This window comes from Echinicola pacifica DSM 19836 (genome assembly GCF_000373245.1).
Classification (GTDB): Bacteria; Bacteroidota; Bacteroidia; order Cytophagales; family Cyclobacteriaceae; genus Echinicola; species Echinicola pacifica.
Window position 1 is genome coordinate 307,343 of record NZ_KB890738.1, and the last position, 15,336, is coordinate 322,678.

The window sequence follows — 15,336 nt, forward strand, 5'->3', positions numbered from 1 at the left end:
TACTTTACTTACGTACATTGACATAATCAATGTTGTGGTTATGCCTAAATTAATGGACAGATGCCTGAATATTACGTATGTTTGAAGATCAATAGTAGCTATAAGCTAACTGTAATCTATACAAAGTTATTTTAAATTTTAAGCAATAAAAATTAATCAATCGCATGAATCGAAAAGTTTGGAGTATTGCCCTGATCATTGGGGCAATTTTGTGTGGGGGCATATCTTTTTCATTTACTTCTGATCGTGAGGCCATTACTAAGGACCCACTTCGCACGCAGGATGCAGAGGCGCAGCTAGCCTGGGTAGATAGTGTTTTTAATACCATGACTTTTGAGGAGCGTCTTGGGCAGCTATTTATGGTCGCTGCTTATTCTAATAAGACCGCAAGCCATAAGCAACAAATCGCTAATCTCATCAAAAATGAAAATCTTGGCGGTCTGATCTTTTTTCAAGGTGGCCCCAAAAGACAGGGAAATCTCACCAATTATTACCAATCTATCAGCAAAGTACCTCTATTCCTCGCCATGGATGCAGAGTGGGGCGTAAGCATGCGGCTAGACTCCGTCATGAAATTCCCAAAGCAAATGACCCTTGGCGCCATCCAAGAGGAAGACCTGATCTACGAAATGGGAACTGAAATTGCCCGACAATTCAAAAGCCTCGGAATGCATATCAACTTTGCACCAGTGGTGGATGTCAATTCTAATCCTGACAACCCTGTCATTGGCTATCGGTCTTTTGGAGAACAAAAGGAAAATGTCACCCGCAAGTCCGTGGCCTATATGAAGGGGCTGCAGGATCATGGGATTATGGCCAATGCTAAGCACTTCCCCGGCCATGGTGATACCGATGCCGACTCCCATTATACCACCCCCGTCATCAATAACTCCGCAGATCAGATCAAAAACATTGACTTATACCCCTATCGGAAATTGATCCAGGAGGACCTCATGAGTGTCATGGTTGCACACCTGCATATCCCCTCCCTGGGGACTAGCTCAGGCATGCCCACCACACTGAGCCCTGATGTGGTCAATCAGCTTCTAAAGAAAGACCTCGGCTTCCAAGGCCTAGTCTTCACAGATGCTCTGAATATGAAGGGAGTCAGCAGCCTGCATCCTCCCGGAGAGGTGGACTTGCTTGCCCTGATGGCGGGCAATGATGTATTGCTCTATGCAGAAGATGTACCTCGCTCCAAAAAATTGATCTTACAGGCTGTGGCCGAAGGCAAGATCAGCCAGGAGGAAATCGACCTGCGCATCAGGAAAATCCTTAAAGCGAAATATTGGGCAGGGCTGAACCACAGCCAAAAAGTGGAAACCAAGAAACTGACCCAACGACTAACGACCTACGACACTCAGGCGCTTATCGAACGGCTCTATGCAGCCTCCATGACCCTGGTCTCCAATAAGGGCGATTTCCTACCCATCAAAAATCAAGATTTGCTTAAAATGGCCTCCATCACCATTGGGGATGATGGGGAGACCTTCCGGGAATATCTGGACAAATATGGGGAGTTTAAGCATTTTAAATTAAACCAAAATAGCAATAGCCAGAACTATAAAGCCCTTGAGGAGAACCTCAGAGATTATAATACCATCGTGGTGGGTGTGATGGATGTCAGCAATAGTCCACGAAGGAAATTTGGCATCAAAGAATCAGACATGTATTTCCTCCAGGAGCTAAGCGAAAAGTATAATGTCATCACTGTTTTATTTGGCAATGCCTATGCGGCCAAATACATGGACAAGCTGCCCAACCTGCTCATTGCTTATGAAGAAAATGACTATACCGAGAAGCTGGCACCACAGGTGATCTTTGGGGCACGCCCTGTAAATGGCGCCCTTCCGGCGACGGTCAGCGATAAGCTTCCCGCAGGCCAATCCATCTCTTTGGAAGCCATTGGCAGATTAGGATATGCTGAGCCAGAGAATGAAGGCCTGAATAGCCTAAGCCTAAACGGCATTGATGAGATCGTAAACGCAGCAATCCGCCGAAAATCCACTCCTGGAGCAACGGTCCTAGTGGCCAAAAACGGTAACGTGATCTTTGAAAAGGCATATGGGTACCTAGACTATAATAATACAGAGCCTGTGACCACGCAGACCATTTATGACCTGGCCTCCATCACCAAGGTCATGGCCACCACCCAAGCCATGATGTTTCTCTCCAGCCGGGGACTGGTAGATATGAATGAGCCGATCGGGAAATACCTGCCCGAGCTGAAAGGCACCAATAAGGAAGGGCTTCTCATCAAAGATATCATGGCTCACGAATCAGGCCTGGCACCGTGGATTCCTCATTATACCAATACCATCAAGTCCGGCAACTGGGATTCCTATTATTATCATAAAGAGAAATCTGAAGGCTATGACCTGCAGATCTCCAGCCATATGTATGGCGCCAACTACCTCCCGGATAGCGTCTGGAAGTGGACGGTGGCCTCTGATTTGAGGCGCTTGCCTGCTGGAAAAAAAAAATACGATTATAAGTATTCAGATGTGGGGATGTATCTTCTTCACCGCTTGATCGAGAAGTCCGTGAATCAGCCCCTCAATGAATTCCTTGAGCAAAATTTTTATCGCCCATTGGGGATTTATTCTCTCATCTACCACCCTTTGGAGAAGTTTGAGCCTGGCCGTATCGCCCCTACCGAAAATGACCTGATCTTCCGCAAGGATCTCATCCGAGGCTATGTCCATGATCCCGGGGCAGCGATGTACGGCGGAGTGGCCGGCCACGCAGGCCTCTTTGGTACCGCCCATGATATGGCCGTGATGATGCAGCTGATGCTTCAGGGAGGAAGCTATGGCGGGGTAAACCTCATCGACAAAAACACCGTTAGTGAATTTACAAAGCGCCAATCCAAAGAAAGTCGTCGTGGCTGGGGCTGGGATAAGCCCGACCCAGAAAAGGGAAAAGGCGCCTCCGCGGGCAAATTGGCGAGCAAAAAGAGTTTTGGCCATACGGGATTTACAGGTACTGCCGTATGGGCTGATCCAGAGGAGGATCTCATTTATGTTTTTCTTTCCAATAGAGTTTATCCTAATGCCAGCAACAACTCACTGCTGAGAGATAATGTAAGGACGGATATCCACGACCTCATCTACCAGTCGATGGTAAAATGATTAAAAGTTGGGGCGATATGAACAAAAATTCCTTATGTTAGGTTATAGCTTCAACATTTGAGAAAATAAGATTTTTAATTCGAAAATCATGAAAATTGGAATTATATGTTATCCTACCTTTGGTGGGAGTGGTGTAGTGGCCACCGAATTGGGCAAAGCCCTAGCCAAAGAAGGACATCAGGTTCATTTCATCACGTATAAGCAGCCTTCCCGACTTGATTTTTTGAGTGAAAATCTATTTTATCATGAAGTAGCCATCAAGAGTTATCCTTTATTTGAGCATGCACCTTACGAGCTGGCGCTGGCCAGCAAGATGGTGAATGTGGTGAAATTTGAGAAACTCGATGTATTGCATGTTCACTATGCTATACCCCATGCTTCTGCGGCTTATATGGCTAAGCAGATCCTCAAAACACAGGGGATCACCATTCCCGTGGTCACCACACTGCACGGTACAGACATCACCTTGGTAGGCAAAGACCCCAGCTACGAGCCTGTGGTCACCTTCAGCATCAACCAGTCCGATGGCGTAACCGCTGTATCCGAAGACCTGAAACACGCTACTTACGAACTATTCGATATTCAGAAAGAAATACAAGTGATCCCTAACTTCATCGATCTGGATCGCTTCAAAAAACAAAGAAAAGAGCATTTCAAAAAAGCTATATGCCCCAATGACGAAAAACTGCTCGTCCATACTTCCAACTTCCGGAAGGTAAAAAGAGTAGAAGATGTCATCAAGGTATTTTATGAGGTGCGAAAGAAAATCCCTGCTAAACTATTGCTAGTAGGCGATGGCCCTGAGCGGGACAAAATGGAAAGACTCTGCCGCGAGCTGGGTACCTGTGAGGACACACGCTTTCTTGGCAAACTAGACGCTGTCGAGGAAGTGCTGTCTGTAGCGGATTTATTTATGATCCCCTCCGAAAAAGAAAGCTTTGGACTTGCCGCCCTGGAGGCCATGGCCTGTGAGGTCCCGGTACTGTCCTCAAATGCCGGCGGTATCCCTGAGCTAAATGTCGATGGAGAAACAGGCTATGCCTGTAATGTGGGTGATATCCCGGATATGACCACCAAGGCCCTTCACATCCTTGCAGACGAAAACCTTCCCGCCTTCAAAAAAAGAGCTTTGGAGCGAGCAAAAATGTTTGACGTTTCAAAAATCCTCCCTCTCTACGAGGACTTTTATAGAAAAACCATTCTCCAGACACGGGAACTTGCGAATTAAATGATTTATATCATTATTTACTATAAAGTATAGGCCCTTTTGAAATCAAACCGTTAAATTTGTGAGAAATTCCAAAGCAGCCCCCTGCACCGCTTTACCTAATAACATGGTAAACAGGGAATTAACAAACAATTCAATAAAATAAACGAATAGGATGAAAAAAATTGGAAGACTGGATAAACCCGATAATAACGGCTCGGCACATATGTTCCAGAATCCCATCCTGGAAAAAATGTCCAGAACTCATATAAGCATTCCAATTGTGATGTTTATGGTGATAGGTATAGTCTCTTTTTATTATGGAGTGACCACCACTACTATTCCATTAGCGACGGGCTTACTGCTCGTAGCGGTAGGATGGTTGGTATTTACATTTGTGGAATATTTTATGCACAAGCATTTCTTCCACATGATCCCAAATACTCCTTTTAAAGACAAACTGCAATACTCTGTACACGGGGTGCACCACGATTATCCAAAAGACAAAGACCGCTTAGCCATGCCACCATTTATCAGTGGCCTATATGCATGCATCTTTTATTTTGTATTTACATTAATCATGGGGCCTTATGCATTGTTTTTCCTCCCGGGATTTCTCATTGGATATGCCATGTATTTAGGGGTTCACTTTATTGTGCATGCTTTTCAGCCACCCAAAAACTTCCTGAAAGTCCTTTGGGTAAACCATGCCATACACCATTATAAAGACCCCGATGTAGCCTTTGGTGTTAGCTCACCTTTATGGGATGTGATTTTGGGTACTATGCCTAAAAAAGACAAATAATCTTTAAACCTTCTTTCTTCAGAGAGAAGGTTTTTTTTATCCATTTTTAGTGGTGTAATGGAGCCTGATTTTTAATATTTTGAAGCTTGGTATCCCATCCGATAAACAAGCTATTTTATCAATGATAAATAGCCAGTTCTATAAATACAAAACCATTAAAGAGGATGGATACAATGAAATCTAAAAATTAAATGGCTCAGCGATGCTTCAGGAAAGACCTCCATGAGGTTATATGTTGATAACAAAGAATATAATTAGGACTTCTTCCACCCCAAGGGGTTCTCATACTTCTCCGTCTAACTTTTTCTATTATACATTCGATCCAAATGGGACCAATTAATAGCTAGTTTTATAGAAACAAAGTCATTAAAGTGGAAGGATACCTTCACCTATCCACCAAGCAAATACTTATGAAAGGTTAATGGGATTTATCGTATGATGCCTTGGCCCTACTTAATGGCAATTTGCAAAGTTTTTTCTATATAGGGCAAATTCGTCATTTCTGAAGATTATGTCTAAATTCATTTTAGGAAAGAATTTAATGAATGATTAGGCCTATACATGGTTTTTTCAGCATCTTGTAATTTCACATCTTAAGTTATGAAAATAAGTATTATAGGCCTTGGTTGGCTGGGATTGCCCTTGGCAAGATCTCTGGTAGAGCAGGGTCACCACATCTTAGGAAGCACCACCTCTAATGAGAAGCATCAGCGATTGCTGGAGGTGGGCCTTGATAATGTCGTATTTCGGCTTGAGCCCCATCCGGTGGGCAGGGACTTCAACAGACTTTTTGAAGCGGAGCTTGTCATTATCAATATCCCTCCAAAAAGACGAAGTAATCCAGCCACTTTTCATCCCGAGCAAATCAAATACCTCAAATCTCTGCTGGAGCAGGCAGGAGTTAATAAGGTGATTTATACCAGCAGCACCTCCATCTACCCCGATGCTAATCAAAGCATCAATGAGGACTTTGCCTTGAACGCAGAGAATACGGGGAATATCACCATGTATCAGGCTGAAAAGCTTCTCTTGGATATTCCCGTCTTCCAGACCAGCATTATCCGATTTGGAGGCTTACTTGGGGTCGATAGAGTTCCTGGACGTTATTTTTCAGGAAAAGACAATGTGGATGGTCAGTTACCTGCCAACTATATTCACCAAGCTGACGCAGTCCGTATGATCGCACATCTTATAGAGAAAGGTCTTTGGGAAAAAGTATATAATGGAGTCTGTCCATCACATCCCGCAAAGCGAGAAATATATGAGCAGAATGCATTAGACCTAGGTTTTGCTCCGCCACGAACTTATAAGGAGAATCAGCAGTCTCCATGGAAAATAGTCGATTCGGAGGCAATATTATCCACGGGTTTTGAGTTTCTGTATCAAAGCCCTTTGGACTTTACTTATGTTGAGCCAAAATAAATATTTCTTTATTATAAAAAGTTTTTTGACTTAAAAGGGTTTTATTAGGGGATGAAATCCAAACCTCCTTTCAAATTCGACCAAAAACCAAATTTATATTAAGTATTAATCAACATAAACCATAGATAATTTCAGGGTACAATTACCAATTTATTGAAAATCAGACTAATTTGTTTATGCGAATATACGGTTTTATAAAAAATGCATAATGATATATATTTGCAAAGCGAAATAAAAAACTCATGGACAAATATTCATACATTTCCAATGCCCATGTAGCTTATATAGATGAGCTATATGACGACTACAAAAAAGACCCAGAATCTATAGACCCAAGCTGGAAAACCTTTTTCGACGGTTTTGACTTTGCGATCACCAAGTATGGTGAAGACGCAGAAGGAGGAGCTACGGCAACTTCCAGTCCTGCCCAGAATGGCGCCTTGGCAACCAAGGGAACCATCATGGACATGGAGCAGCTTCCTAAAGAAATCAAGGTACGCGCGCTGATTCACGCCTACCGCTCTCGTGCTCACCTCCGGTCAAAAACCAACCCTGTAAGAGAACGAAGAGACAGAAAAGCACTTATCGACCTAGAAGACTTTGGTCTTAGCAAGGCTGATCTGGACACCACTTTTCAGGCTGGACACGAAATAGCCATTGGCGATGCCAAGCTGAGCAAGATCCTTGACTCACTGAAGAAAATATATGAAGGCTCCATGGGATTCGAATTCTTGTATATCCGTGATCCGGAGATGCTGAATTGGCTCAAGGAGAAAATTGAAAAAGAAGCCCTTACCTTCAATCCACCGGATGAAGAAAAGAAGAGGATTTTATATAAACTGAATGAAGCGGTAGTTTTCGAAAACTTCCTTCACACCAAATATTTAGGGCAGAAGAGATTTTCACTCGAAGGTGGTGAGAGTACCATTCCATTTTTGGATGCGGTAATCAACTATTCTGCGGACTTAGGAGCGGAGGAAGTGATGATCGGCATGGCCCACCGCGGCAGGCTGAATGTCCTAGCCAATGTAATGGGCAAAACCTATGAGCAGATTTTCTCAGAATTTGAAGGTACTGCCAAGCCTGACCTTACCATGGGTGATGGTGATGTGAAATACCATATGGGTTTCAGTAGTGAGATCAGCACGCCATCCAATAAGAAAATCAATTTGAAGCTTGCTCCAAACCCATCACACCTGGAAGCTGTAAATCCAGTGGTTGAGGGATTTGTGCGTGCCAAGATCGATCATCAGTACGAAGGCAATAAAGATAAGGTGGTACCGATCCTCATCCACGGGGATGCGGCTGTTGCTGGCCAGGGTATCGTCTATGAGGTGACCCAGATGGCGAACCTGAAAGGTTATAATACCGGGGGCACGATCCACTTTGTAATCAACAACCAGGTGGGCTTCACTACTGATTTTGATGATGCAAGATCCTCCATCTACTGTACTGACGTCGCCAAAATTATCGATGCACCGGTAATTCACGTCAATGGAGATGATCCAGAAGCCGTGGTATTCGCAGCAAAAATTGCCGCCGAATTTAGACAGCGATACAATCAGGATATCTTCGTGGACATGGTCTGCTACAGACGACATGGTCATAATGAGTCCGATGAACCAAAATTCACCCAACCAAATCTTTATAACCTCATCAGCAAGCATCCTAATCCTAGAGAAATCTATAATAAGGAGCTTCAGGAAAGAGGGGATGTGGACGCAAAGCTTGCCAAGCAAATGGACAAGGAGTTCAGACAGCTCTTGCAGGACCGTCTGAATATGGTAAAAGAAAAACCTTTACCTTATAATTTTTCCCCTTTTGAGCAGGCCTGGAAAGAATTAAGAAAGTCAAAACCAGAGGATTTTGACCAATCTCCAGAGACCTTCATTTCGGAAGATTCCATCACCACAGTGGCCAATGCGCTGACCACGCTTCCTAAAGGCTTCAAGCCTATCAAGCAGATCGAAGCGCAGATGAAGCAACGTAAGGACATGTTCTTCAGCTCAAAATCCCTAAACTGGGCTGCAGCTGAGCTATTGGCTTACGGATCATTGCTATTGGATGGAAAAACAGTTCGTCTGACAGGGCAGGATTGCCGCCGAGGCACCTTCTCTCACCGTCATGCTGTATTACACGATGCCAATACTAATAAGTCCTATAACTCCCTGAAGGAGATGAAGGAAAGCAAAGGCCAGTTCCATATCTATAACTCCCTGCTATCCGAATACGCGGTATTGGGTTTTGAATATGGCTATGCTATGGCCAATCCGGATTCCCTAACCATATGGGAAGCCCAGTTTGGTGACTTCGCCAACGGTGCCCAGACTATGATTGACCAATTCATAAGCTCTGGAGAATCCAAATGGCAAAAAATGAACGGCTTGGTAATGCTCCTGCCCCATGGCTATGAGGGCCAAGGCCCTGAGCACTCCAACGCCCGACCAGAAAGATTCCTTCAGCTATCTGCTGAATACAATATGGTGGTATCAAATATCACCGAACCTTCCAACTTCTTCCACTTATTGAGAAGACAGTTGACCTGGGAATTCAGAAAACCATGTATCGTGATGTCTCCTAAATCATTGCTTAGACATCCGAAGGTAGTTTCTCCTTTGGAGGAATTTACCCAAGGGCGATTCAGGGAGATCATTACCGATACGGAGGTGAATGCAAAAGACGTGACTCGCGTATTGCTATGCTCTGGCAAGATCTATTATGATCTGGCTGAGGCACGTGAGAAAAACAAGATTAAGGATGTGGCCATCATACGAGTGGAGCAGCTTCACCCACTTCCTGAAAAGCAAATCGTGGAAGCGGTAAAATCCTTTAAGAAGAATAATGAAGTGGTATGGGTACAGGAAGAGCCAGAAAACATGGGCTATTGGACCTTTATGATGCGGGCATTGCTGCGTGACTTCCCTATGGATGTGATCGCCAGAAAAGCCAGCGCTTCTCCAGCAACGGGCTATTTCAAAGTCCACCAGGAAGAGCAGCAAAACATCATTAATCAAGCATTAAGAATCAAGTAATCCCCCGGCACCGAATGTACTATTCGGTGCCAGTTTTGGGTTAAATTTTATTATTATAAATCAATAATCAGAAATTAACCTTAAGCCATTAGGTTTGGGGGAAAAACAAAACGCCATGAGTTTAGAAATCAAAGTTCCCGCGGTAGGGGAATCCATAACTGAAGTAACCATAGGCCAATGGTTTAAAAACACCGGTGATTACGTTGAAATGGACGAAGTTATCTGTGAATTAGAATCTGACAAAGCGACTTTTGAGCTTACTGCTGAGGCAGCAGGCGTCCTTACCGTAAAGGGAGAAGCCGGAGACACCCTGGAGATAGGGGAAGTAATCTGCGAGATAGACACCAAAGCATCCGCTGGTGACAGCAAGCCAGAGGCAAGTGAAAAAAACAATACTGAAGATAAGAAAACAGAAAGCAAACCCGCTTCTGAGAGCAAGTCCGGCAAAACCGGTGAGGTAAAAGAAATGGTGGTACCCACTGTAGGTGAATCCATCACGGAAGTAAACCTGGCTACCTGGCTAAAGGGAGACGGGGATTTTGTGGAGCTGGATGAAATCATCGCTGAGGTGGACTCTGATAAAGCCACCTTCGAATTGCCCGCAGAAGCCCGAGGCATCCTAAGGCATGTAGCAGAAGAAGGAGACACGCTGGAAATAGGCGGTTTAATCTGCAAAATAGAAATTGTGGATGGAGATGCACCAGCAGAATCTTCCGAGGAGGCTTCCAGTGCTGAGGCTAGCGGTAGCGATACCCAGGGATCGGGGTCCTATGCTGAAGGCCATGCCTCTCCTGCGGCTGCAAAAATCCTTGCCGAAAAAGGAATCAAAGCTCAGGATGTGAAAGGCACTGGCAAAGACGGCAGAATCACCAAAGAAGACGCCGAGAAAGCTCAAAAACCAGCTGCAAAACCTGCCGCAGAGAAAACAGCCCCTAAGGCAGCTGCAGCAGAAGCACCTGCTGTGACTGGAGATAGAAATACCAAGAGAGAAAAAATGTCCTCTCTAAGGAAAACAATCTCCAAGCGTCTGGTAGCGGCGAAGAATGAAACCGCTATGCTTACGACCTTCAATGAGGTCAATATGAAGCCAATCATGGACCTTCGGAAGCAGTATAAGGAGATGTTTAAGGAAAAACATAATGTCAACCTTGGCTTTATGTCCTTCTTCACCAAGGCCGTTTGCGTGGCGCTTCAAGAGTGGCCTTCTGTAAATGCCCAAATTGATGGCACCGAGATCATCTATCACGACTTCTGTGATATCTCTATCGCCGTATCCGCTCCTAAAGGTTTGGTGGTGCCGGTAATCCGTAATGCGGAGAAACTTTCTTTTGATCAGGTAGAAAAAGAAGTGGTAAGACTTGCTACCAAAGCCAGAGATGGTAAGCTGACCATTGAGGAAATGACGGGAGGAACCTTCACCCTCACCAATGGTGGGATATTTGGATCTATGATGTCCACTCCTATCATCAACCAGCCCCAATCGGCCATCCTTGGGATGCACAATATAGTAGAGCGACCTATGGCGGTAAATGGTGAAGTGAAAATCTTACCAATGATGTATATCGCACTATCATATGATCACAGAATCATCGATGGACGTGAGTCTGTAAGCTTCCTGGTAAGAGTGAAGCAATTACTGGAAGACCCTGCAAGATTACTTCTAGGAGTATAATCTTTGCTATCCTAAATATGCCATTTTCTATACTATTGCAGTATTGGGGAAGAGGAAGAAGAGAGCGAGCAGCGGCATATTGGGAAGCGTCCTACTCAACACCGTAATTTAATTAGCAAGGAGCCGGTCAGATGGCTCCTTGTACAAAAATTAAAACCACAAAAAATGAAATACGACTTAATCGTAATTGGATCCGGGCCAGGAGGATATGTAGCGGCAATCAGAGGCGCTCAGTTAGGCATGAAAACGGCCATAATCGAAAAATACCCAAGGCTAGGTGGCACCTGCCTTAATGTAGGCTGTATCCCTTCCAAAGCGCTATTGGATTCTACGGAGCATTATTATAATGCTGCTCACACTTTCGAAACCCACGGGATAAACCTGAAGGAGCTCAAAGTGGATCTCAAGCAGATGATCTCTAGAAAAGAAGATGTGGTCAAGCAAAATGTCGATGGCATCTCCTATCTGATGAAGAAGAATAAAATCGACGTTCATCAGGGAGTAGGCTCATTTGTGGATAAGAACACCGTAAAGGTCACCAAAGATGATGGGAAGTCTGAGGAGATTACGGGTAAGAATATTATCATCGCTACGGGGTCAAAACCGAGTAGCCTACCATTCATTGAAATTGACAAAGACAGAATAATAACATCCACGGAAGCTCTGAAACTAACTGAAATACCAAAACACTTCATCGTCATAGGCGGTGGGGTCATCGGTATGGAGCTGGGATCGGTATATGCTCGTATGGGGGCTAAGGTGTCTGTGGTGGAATATATGGACTCCTTGATCCCTTCTATGGACAAGACCATGGGCAAGGAACTTCAGAAGTCACTGAAGAAACTTGGCTTTGAGTTTTTCTTAAAACATAAAGTCACTGGGGTGAAGAATGCCGGTAAGGAAGTGACAGTGACGGCAGAAAACAGCAAAGGTGAGTCTGTAGAGATCAAAGGCGACTATGTCTTGGTATCGATAGGCAGAAAGCCTTATACAGAAGGACTCAATGCTGAAGCAGCTGGCGTGAAGATCAACGATCGCGGGCAAGTGGAAGTGGATGAGCACCTCAAAACCTCTACAGATAATATCTTTGCGATCGGCGATGTGATCAAGGGAGCAATGCTCGCGCACAAAGCGGAGGAAGAGGGGATATTGGTAGTGGAGCAGCTTGCTGGACAGAAACCACATATTAATTATAATCTTATCCCTGGCGTGGTTTATACCTGGCCAGAAGTGGCTGCTGTCGGCTATACAGAAGAGCAGCTCAAAGAAAAGGGCATAAAATACAAGGCAGGCAAATTCCCATTCATGGCTTCGGGCAGAGCTCGGGCATCTATGGATACGGATGGTTTGGTAAAAGTCCTAGCAGATGCAGAGACGGACGAGATTCTAGGCGTGCATATGATCGGACCACGTACAGCAGATATGATTGCCGAAGCAGTGGTGGCGATGGAATACAGAGCCTCCGCAGAGGATATCTCTAGAATGTCCCATGCGCACCCTACCTATACAGAAGCTTTCAAAGAAGCATGTATGGCCGCCACCGATAACCGGGCGATCCATATATAAATTCATAAATAGTAGAAATTACCTATTCAAAAAGCAGAGCTCGCAAGGCTCTGCTTTTTTTATTTCATTTTTTTAATCATTCAAACACATAAAAAAGCATCTTGTGTTTTTAGCCTATTAAGGAATCATATGGTTTATAGGAAATGTACAATTTTTAACTTGGAATAATATCTAGCTAAATTAAAACAATTGTTTAATGTAGTATTTACTTAGAATTGTACCATAAAAAAATCGAAACATAATTCTGATTCTTTCGTTCAAATAGTATATAAACATATTGAATGCCAGTATTCTTGATAAAAAAAGAATATAATTTTATAGGAAGGAATATATAAAAATATATACCTTTGCATTTATAAACACTATAACACCATTAATACACACGTAACTCCCACTAGTATGAAAGCTAAATGGTTATTATTTGCAGGCTTATCTGCCACAATGTTATTTTCTTGCGAAAGAGATAATGCTCCCGGAACTGGGGACGAAAATATAGTATTAAATACCGATTCTCAAAGCTTAAGCACCAGGCTATCTAAAGAGACATCAGGCGTAGTGGGCATTTCCTCTGCCAGCCAGGCTGACGCTCGTAGTAAAGTAGGTACTGAACTCGAGGAAGCAGTAAATCTTCCATTGGAGCTAATCGCTCAGGCGGCCGCACCGGTATTTGAAGGAAATACGCTTCAGGCCACTCACGTAGACATCGATGGAAACTATGCCTATGTTACCTATAACACTCGCGGAGAGAAATACCTAGGTGCGATAGACATCTTTGACATCAGTAATGTATTATCCCCAGTGATCACTAGTCAAGCCATCTTCACAGGCGCTGACCTTAATGCAGTAAAGTATGCAGACGGCAAACTTTATATCGCCTCTGCAGTGGATATCTACGATGACTACGGAGTAGAATCACCTGCCAATTTGATTACTGTATCTACAAGCGGTGGAAAATTCACCTCTGACTTTACTTTCACTTCCATCTTAGGAAATGCCGGCATGGACGTGACATACGCTAATGGTTATGCCATCACTGCCTCTGGTGCAGACGGTGCCGTAACGGTAATCGAAGGAAGCTCCAATACACAAGTGAAGCTACAGGAATTTCCTGAAGCAATAGGAATCACTGTGGATGGCAACGGAATTTACGTTTTGGATGCTCAGCAAGGTGTAGTTAAATTCACTGGATCTGACTTGACAGAAGCGTATTCTATCACGATCGGCGACGATTATGAGCAGTCTAAGAGAACCATGGATATCCACGGAACCACCCTTATCGTATCTGAAGGTCCTCGCGGAGCTGGCTTATACAATACGACTGATGGAAGCATGGTAGGCACTATCGAAATCCCTGTTCTAACAGAAGGAATCGATCCAATAGAGATCGTAACTAATGCTGTAAGTTCAAACAGCACTCACTTATTCATGGCCAATGGCTCTGCAGGTGTAAGTGTAGCCGAATTTGGCGATGCTGCCCTGGCTTCTACCATGGGTGTATTAGATCTACTAGGATCTTCTAACTTTGTAAAAGCAAACAACGAATACTTATTCGTAGCCTCAGGACTAGAAGGATTACAGATCCTTAAGTTGAACCTGGCTGATGAGAGCAGTATCGCTTGTGAAGACCTTCCTCAGTACAAAGGTAGCGCTTGGTTAAACGTGAATTCTGGTGAGCCACAAGGATACTCTGGTTCCCTATCTGTAAACGGACTTAATATTAATGATGACTTCACTTATTGTGGTTCATTGGCCGTGAAAGAATGGGCAAACGTAAACTCAGGTGGTACTTTCAATATGAAGGGATCCATCGTAGTAGGGCAATACAAAAAAGAATCAGGTCTTAATATCAACGACACTATGATCATCGAAGGAAGCATGGTAATCTACGGTAACCTGGTACTAAACAGTGGCGCCACCCTACAATTCTCTGGAGCAGGAAACTCTCTAACGGTATATGGTAACGTTTACCAAAACGCTGGATCTTCCATCACAGGAGATTATACTGACACTGAAGGAAACGTCAAAAAATAAGGAATCAACTTGATTCAAAGCCAAAGGCTGCCTTTCTTAGAAGGGCAGCCTTTTTTATTTTTAAGCGAATATCATTTGGGTATTTATATGTTATTCACATGGCCCTCAAAGTTCCATAGCTCAGCGGGGAATATCCATCCGGCAGCATGAGGCAGTTTCCTCCTTCTAATCCGCAATAATCGATGACAATTGGTAGAATATTCCTTAAATTAGGGGCTAAAGTTCAAAAAGGCTTATTCTTTTTTGCGTTAAAAAACAGTGTCATTAAAGGAGTCAAGCCGGGGGAAGCAACAACTATATGGAGGGACAATAGTACCTTATAAGGTAAATAGACCCATAAAATGCTGGAAACAATTTAATTGATCAGAAGCTGAATGCCTCCCTCCTTTACATTTAAGAAGTAGGCGAAGAACAATGTTTTTTGCAATTATACCCGCTACTTTCAATATTTTACTTAATTTTGCACCAAT

General features: G+C 43.8%; 8 protein-coding genes. All 8 read left to right on the forward strand.

Annotation, left to right across the window (positions count from 1 at the left end):
- Positions 1 to 164: 164 nt before the first annotated feature.
- The 8 genes from B050_RS0101355 to B050_RS0101390 all read left to right on the forward strand — a co-directional run bounded on the left by B050_RS0101355 (position 165) and on the right by B050_RS0101390 (position 14,866).
- On the forward strand, positions 165 to 3,131 hold the full coding sequence (locus B050_RS0101355) for a glycoside hydrolase family 3 N-terminal domain-containing protein (protein WP_018472071.1): 2,967 nt from the start codon (positions 165 to 167) through the stop codon (positions 3,129 to 3,131).
- 88 nt (positions 3,132 to 3,219) lie between these two features.
- Positions 3,220 to 4,359: an N-acetyl-alpha-D-glucosaminyl L-malate synthase BshA gene (bshA, locus tag B050_RS0101360; RefSeq protein ID WP_018472072.1), complete on the forward strand. Its 1,140-nt coding sequence runs from the start codon at positions 3,220 to 3,222 to the stop codon at positions 4,357 to 4,359.
- Between the two features lie 154 nt (positions 4,360 to 4,513).
- Positions 4,514 to 5,143, forward strand: a complete 630-nt coding sequence (locus tag B050_RS0101365; protein ID WP_018472073.1) for a sterol desaturase family protein — start codon at positions 4,514 to 4,516, stop codon at positions 5,141 to 5,143.
- A 600-nt stretch (positions 5,144 to 5,743) separates the two neighbouring features.
- Positions 5,744 to 6,565, forward strand: a complete 822-nt coding sequence (locus B050_RS0101370; protein ID WP_018472074.1) for an NAD-dependent epimerase/dehydratase family protein — start codon at positions 5,744 to 5,746, stop codon at positions 6,563 to 6,565.
- Positions 6,566 to 6,807: 242 nt separating this feature from the next.
- On the forward strand, positions 6,808 to 9,597 hold the full coding sequence (locus B050_RS0101375; RefSeq protein ID WP_018472075.1) for a 2-oxoglutarate dehydrogenase E1 component: 2,790 nt from the start codon (positions 6,808 to 6,810) through the stop codon (positions 9,595 to 9,597).
- Between the two features lie 115 nt (positions 9,598 to 9,712).
- Positions 9,713 to 11,269: a 2-oxoglutarate dehydrogenase complex dihydrolipoyllysine-residue succinyltransferase gene (gene odhB, locus B050_RS0101380; RefSeq protein ID WP_018472076.1), complete on the forward strand. Its 1,557-nt coding sequence runs from the start codon at positions 9,713 to 9,715 to the stop codon at positions 11,267 to 11,269.
- 165 nt (positions 11,270 to 11,434) lie between these two features.
- The gene (gene lpdA / locus B050_RS0101385; RefSeq protein ID WP_018472077.1) at positions 11,435 to 12,835 is read left to right on the forward strand and encodes a dihydrolipoyl dehydrogenase; all 1,401 of its coding nucleotides are present in this window, start codon (positions 11,435 to 11,437) and stop codon (positions 12,833 to 12,835) included.
- Between the two features lie 399 nt (positions 12,836 to 13,234).
- On the forward strand, positions 13,235 to 14,866 hold the full coding sequence (locus B050_RS0101390; RefSeq protein ID WP_026235530.1) for an LVIVD repeat-containing protein: 1,632 nt from the start codon (positions 13,235 to 13,237) through the stop codon (positions 14,864 to 14,866).
- Positions 14,867 to 15,336 lie beyond the last annotated feature (470 nt).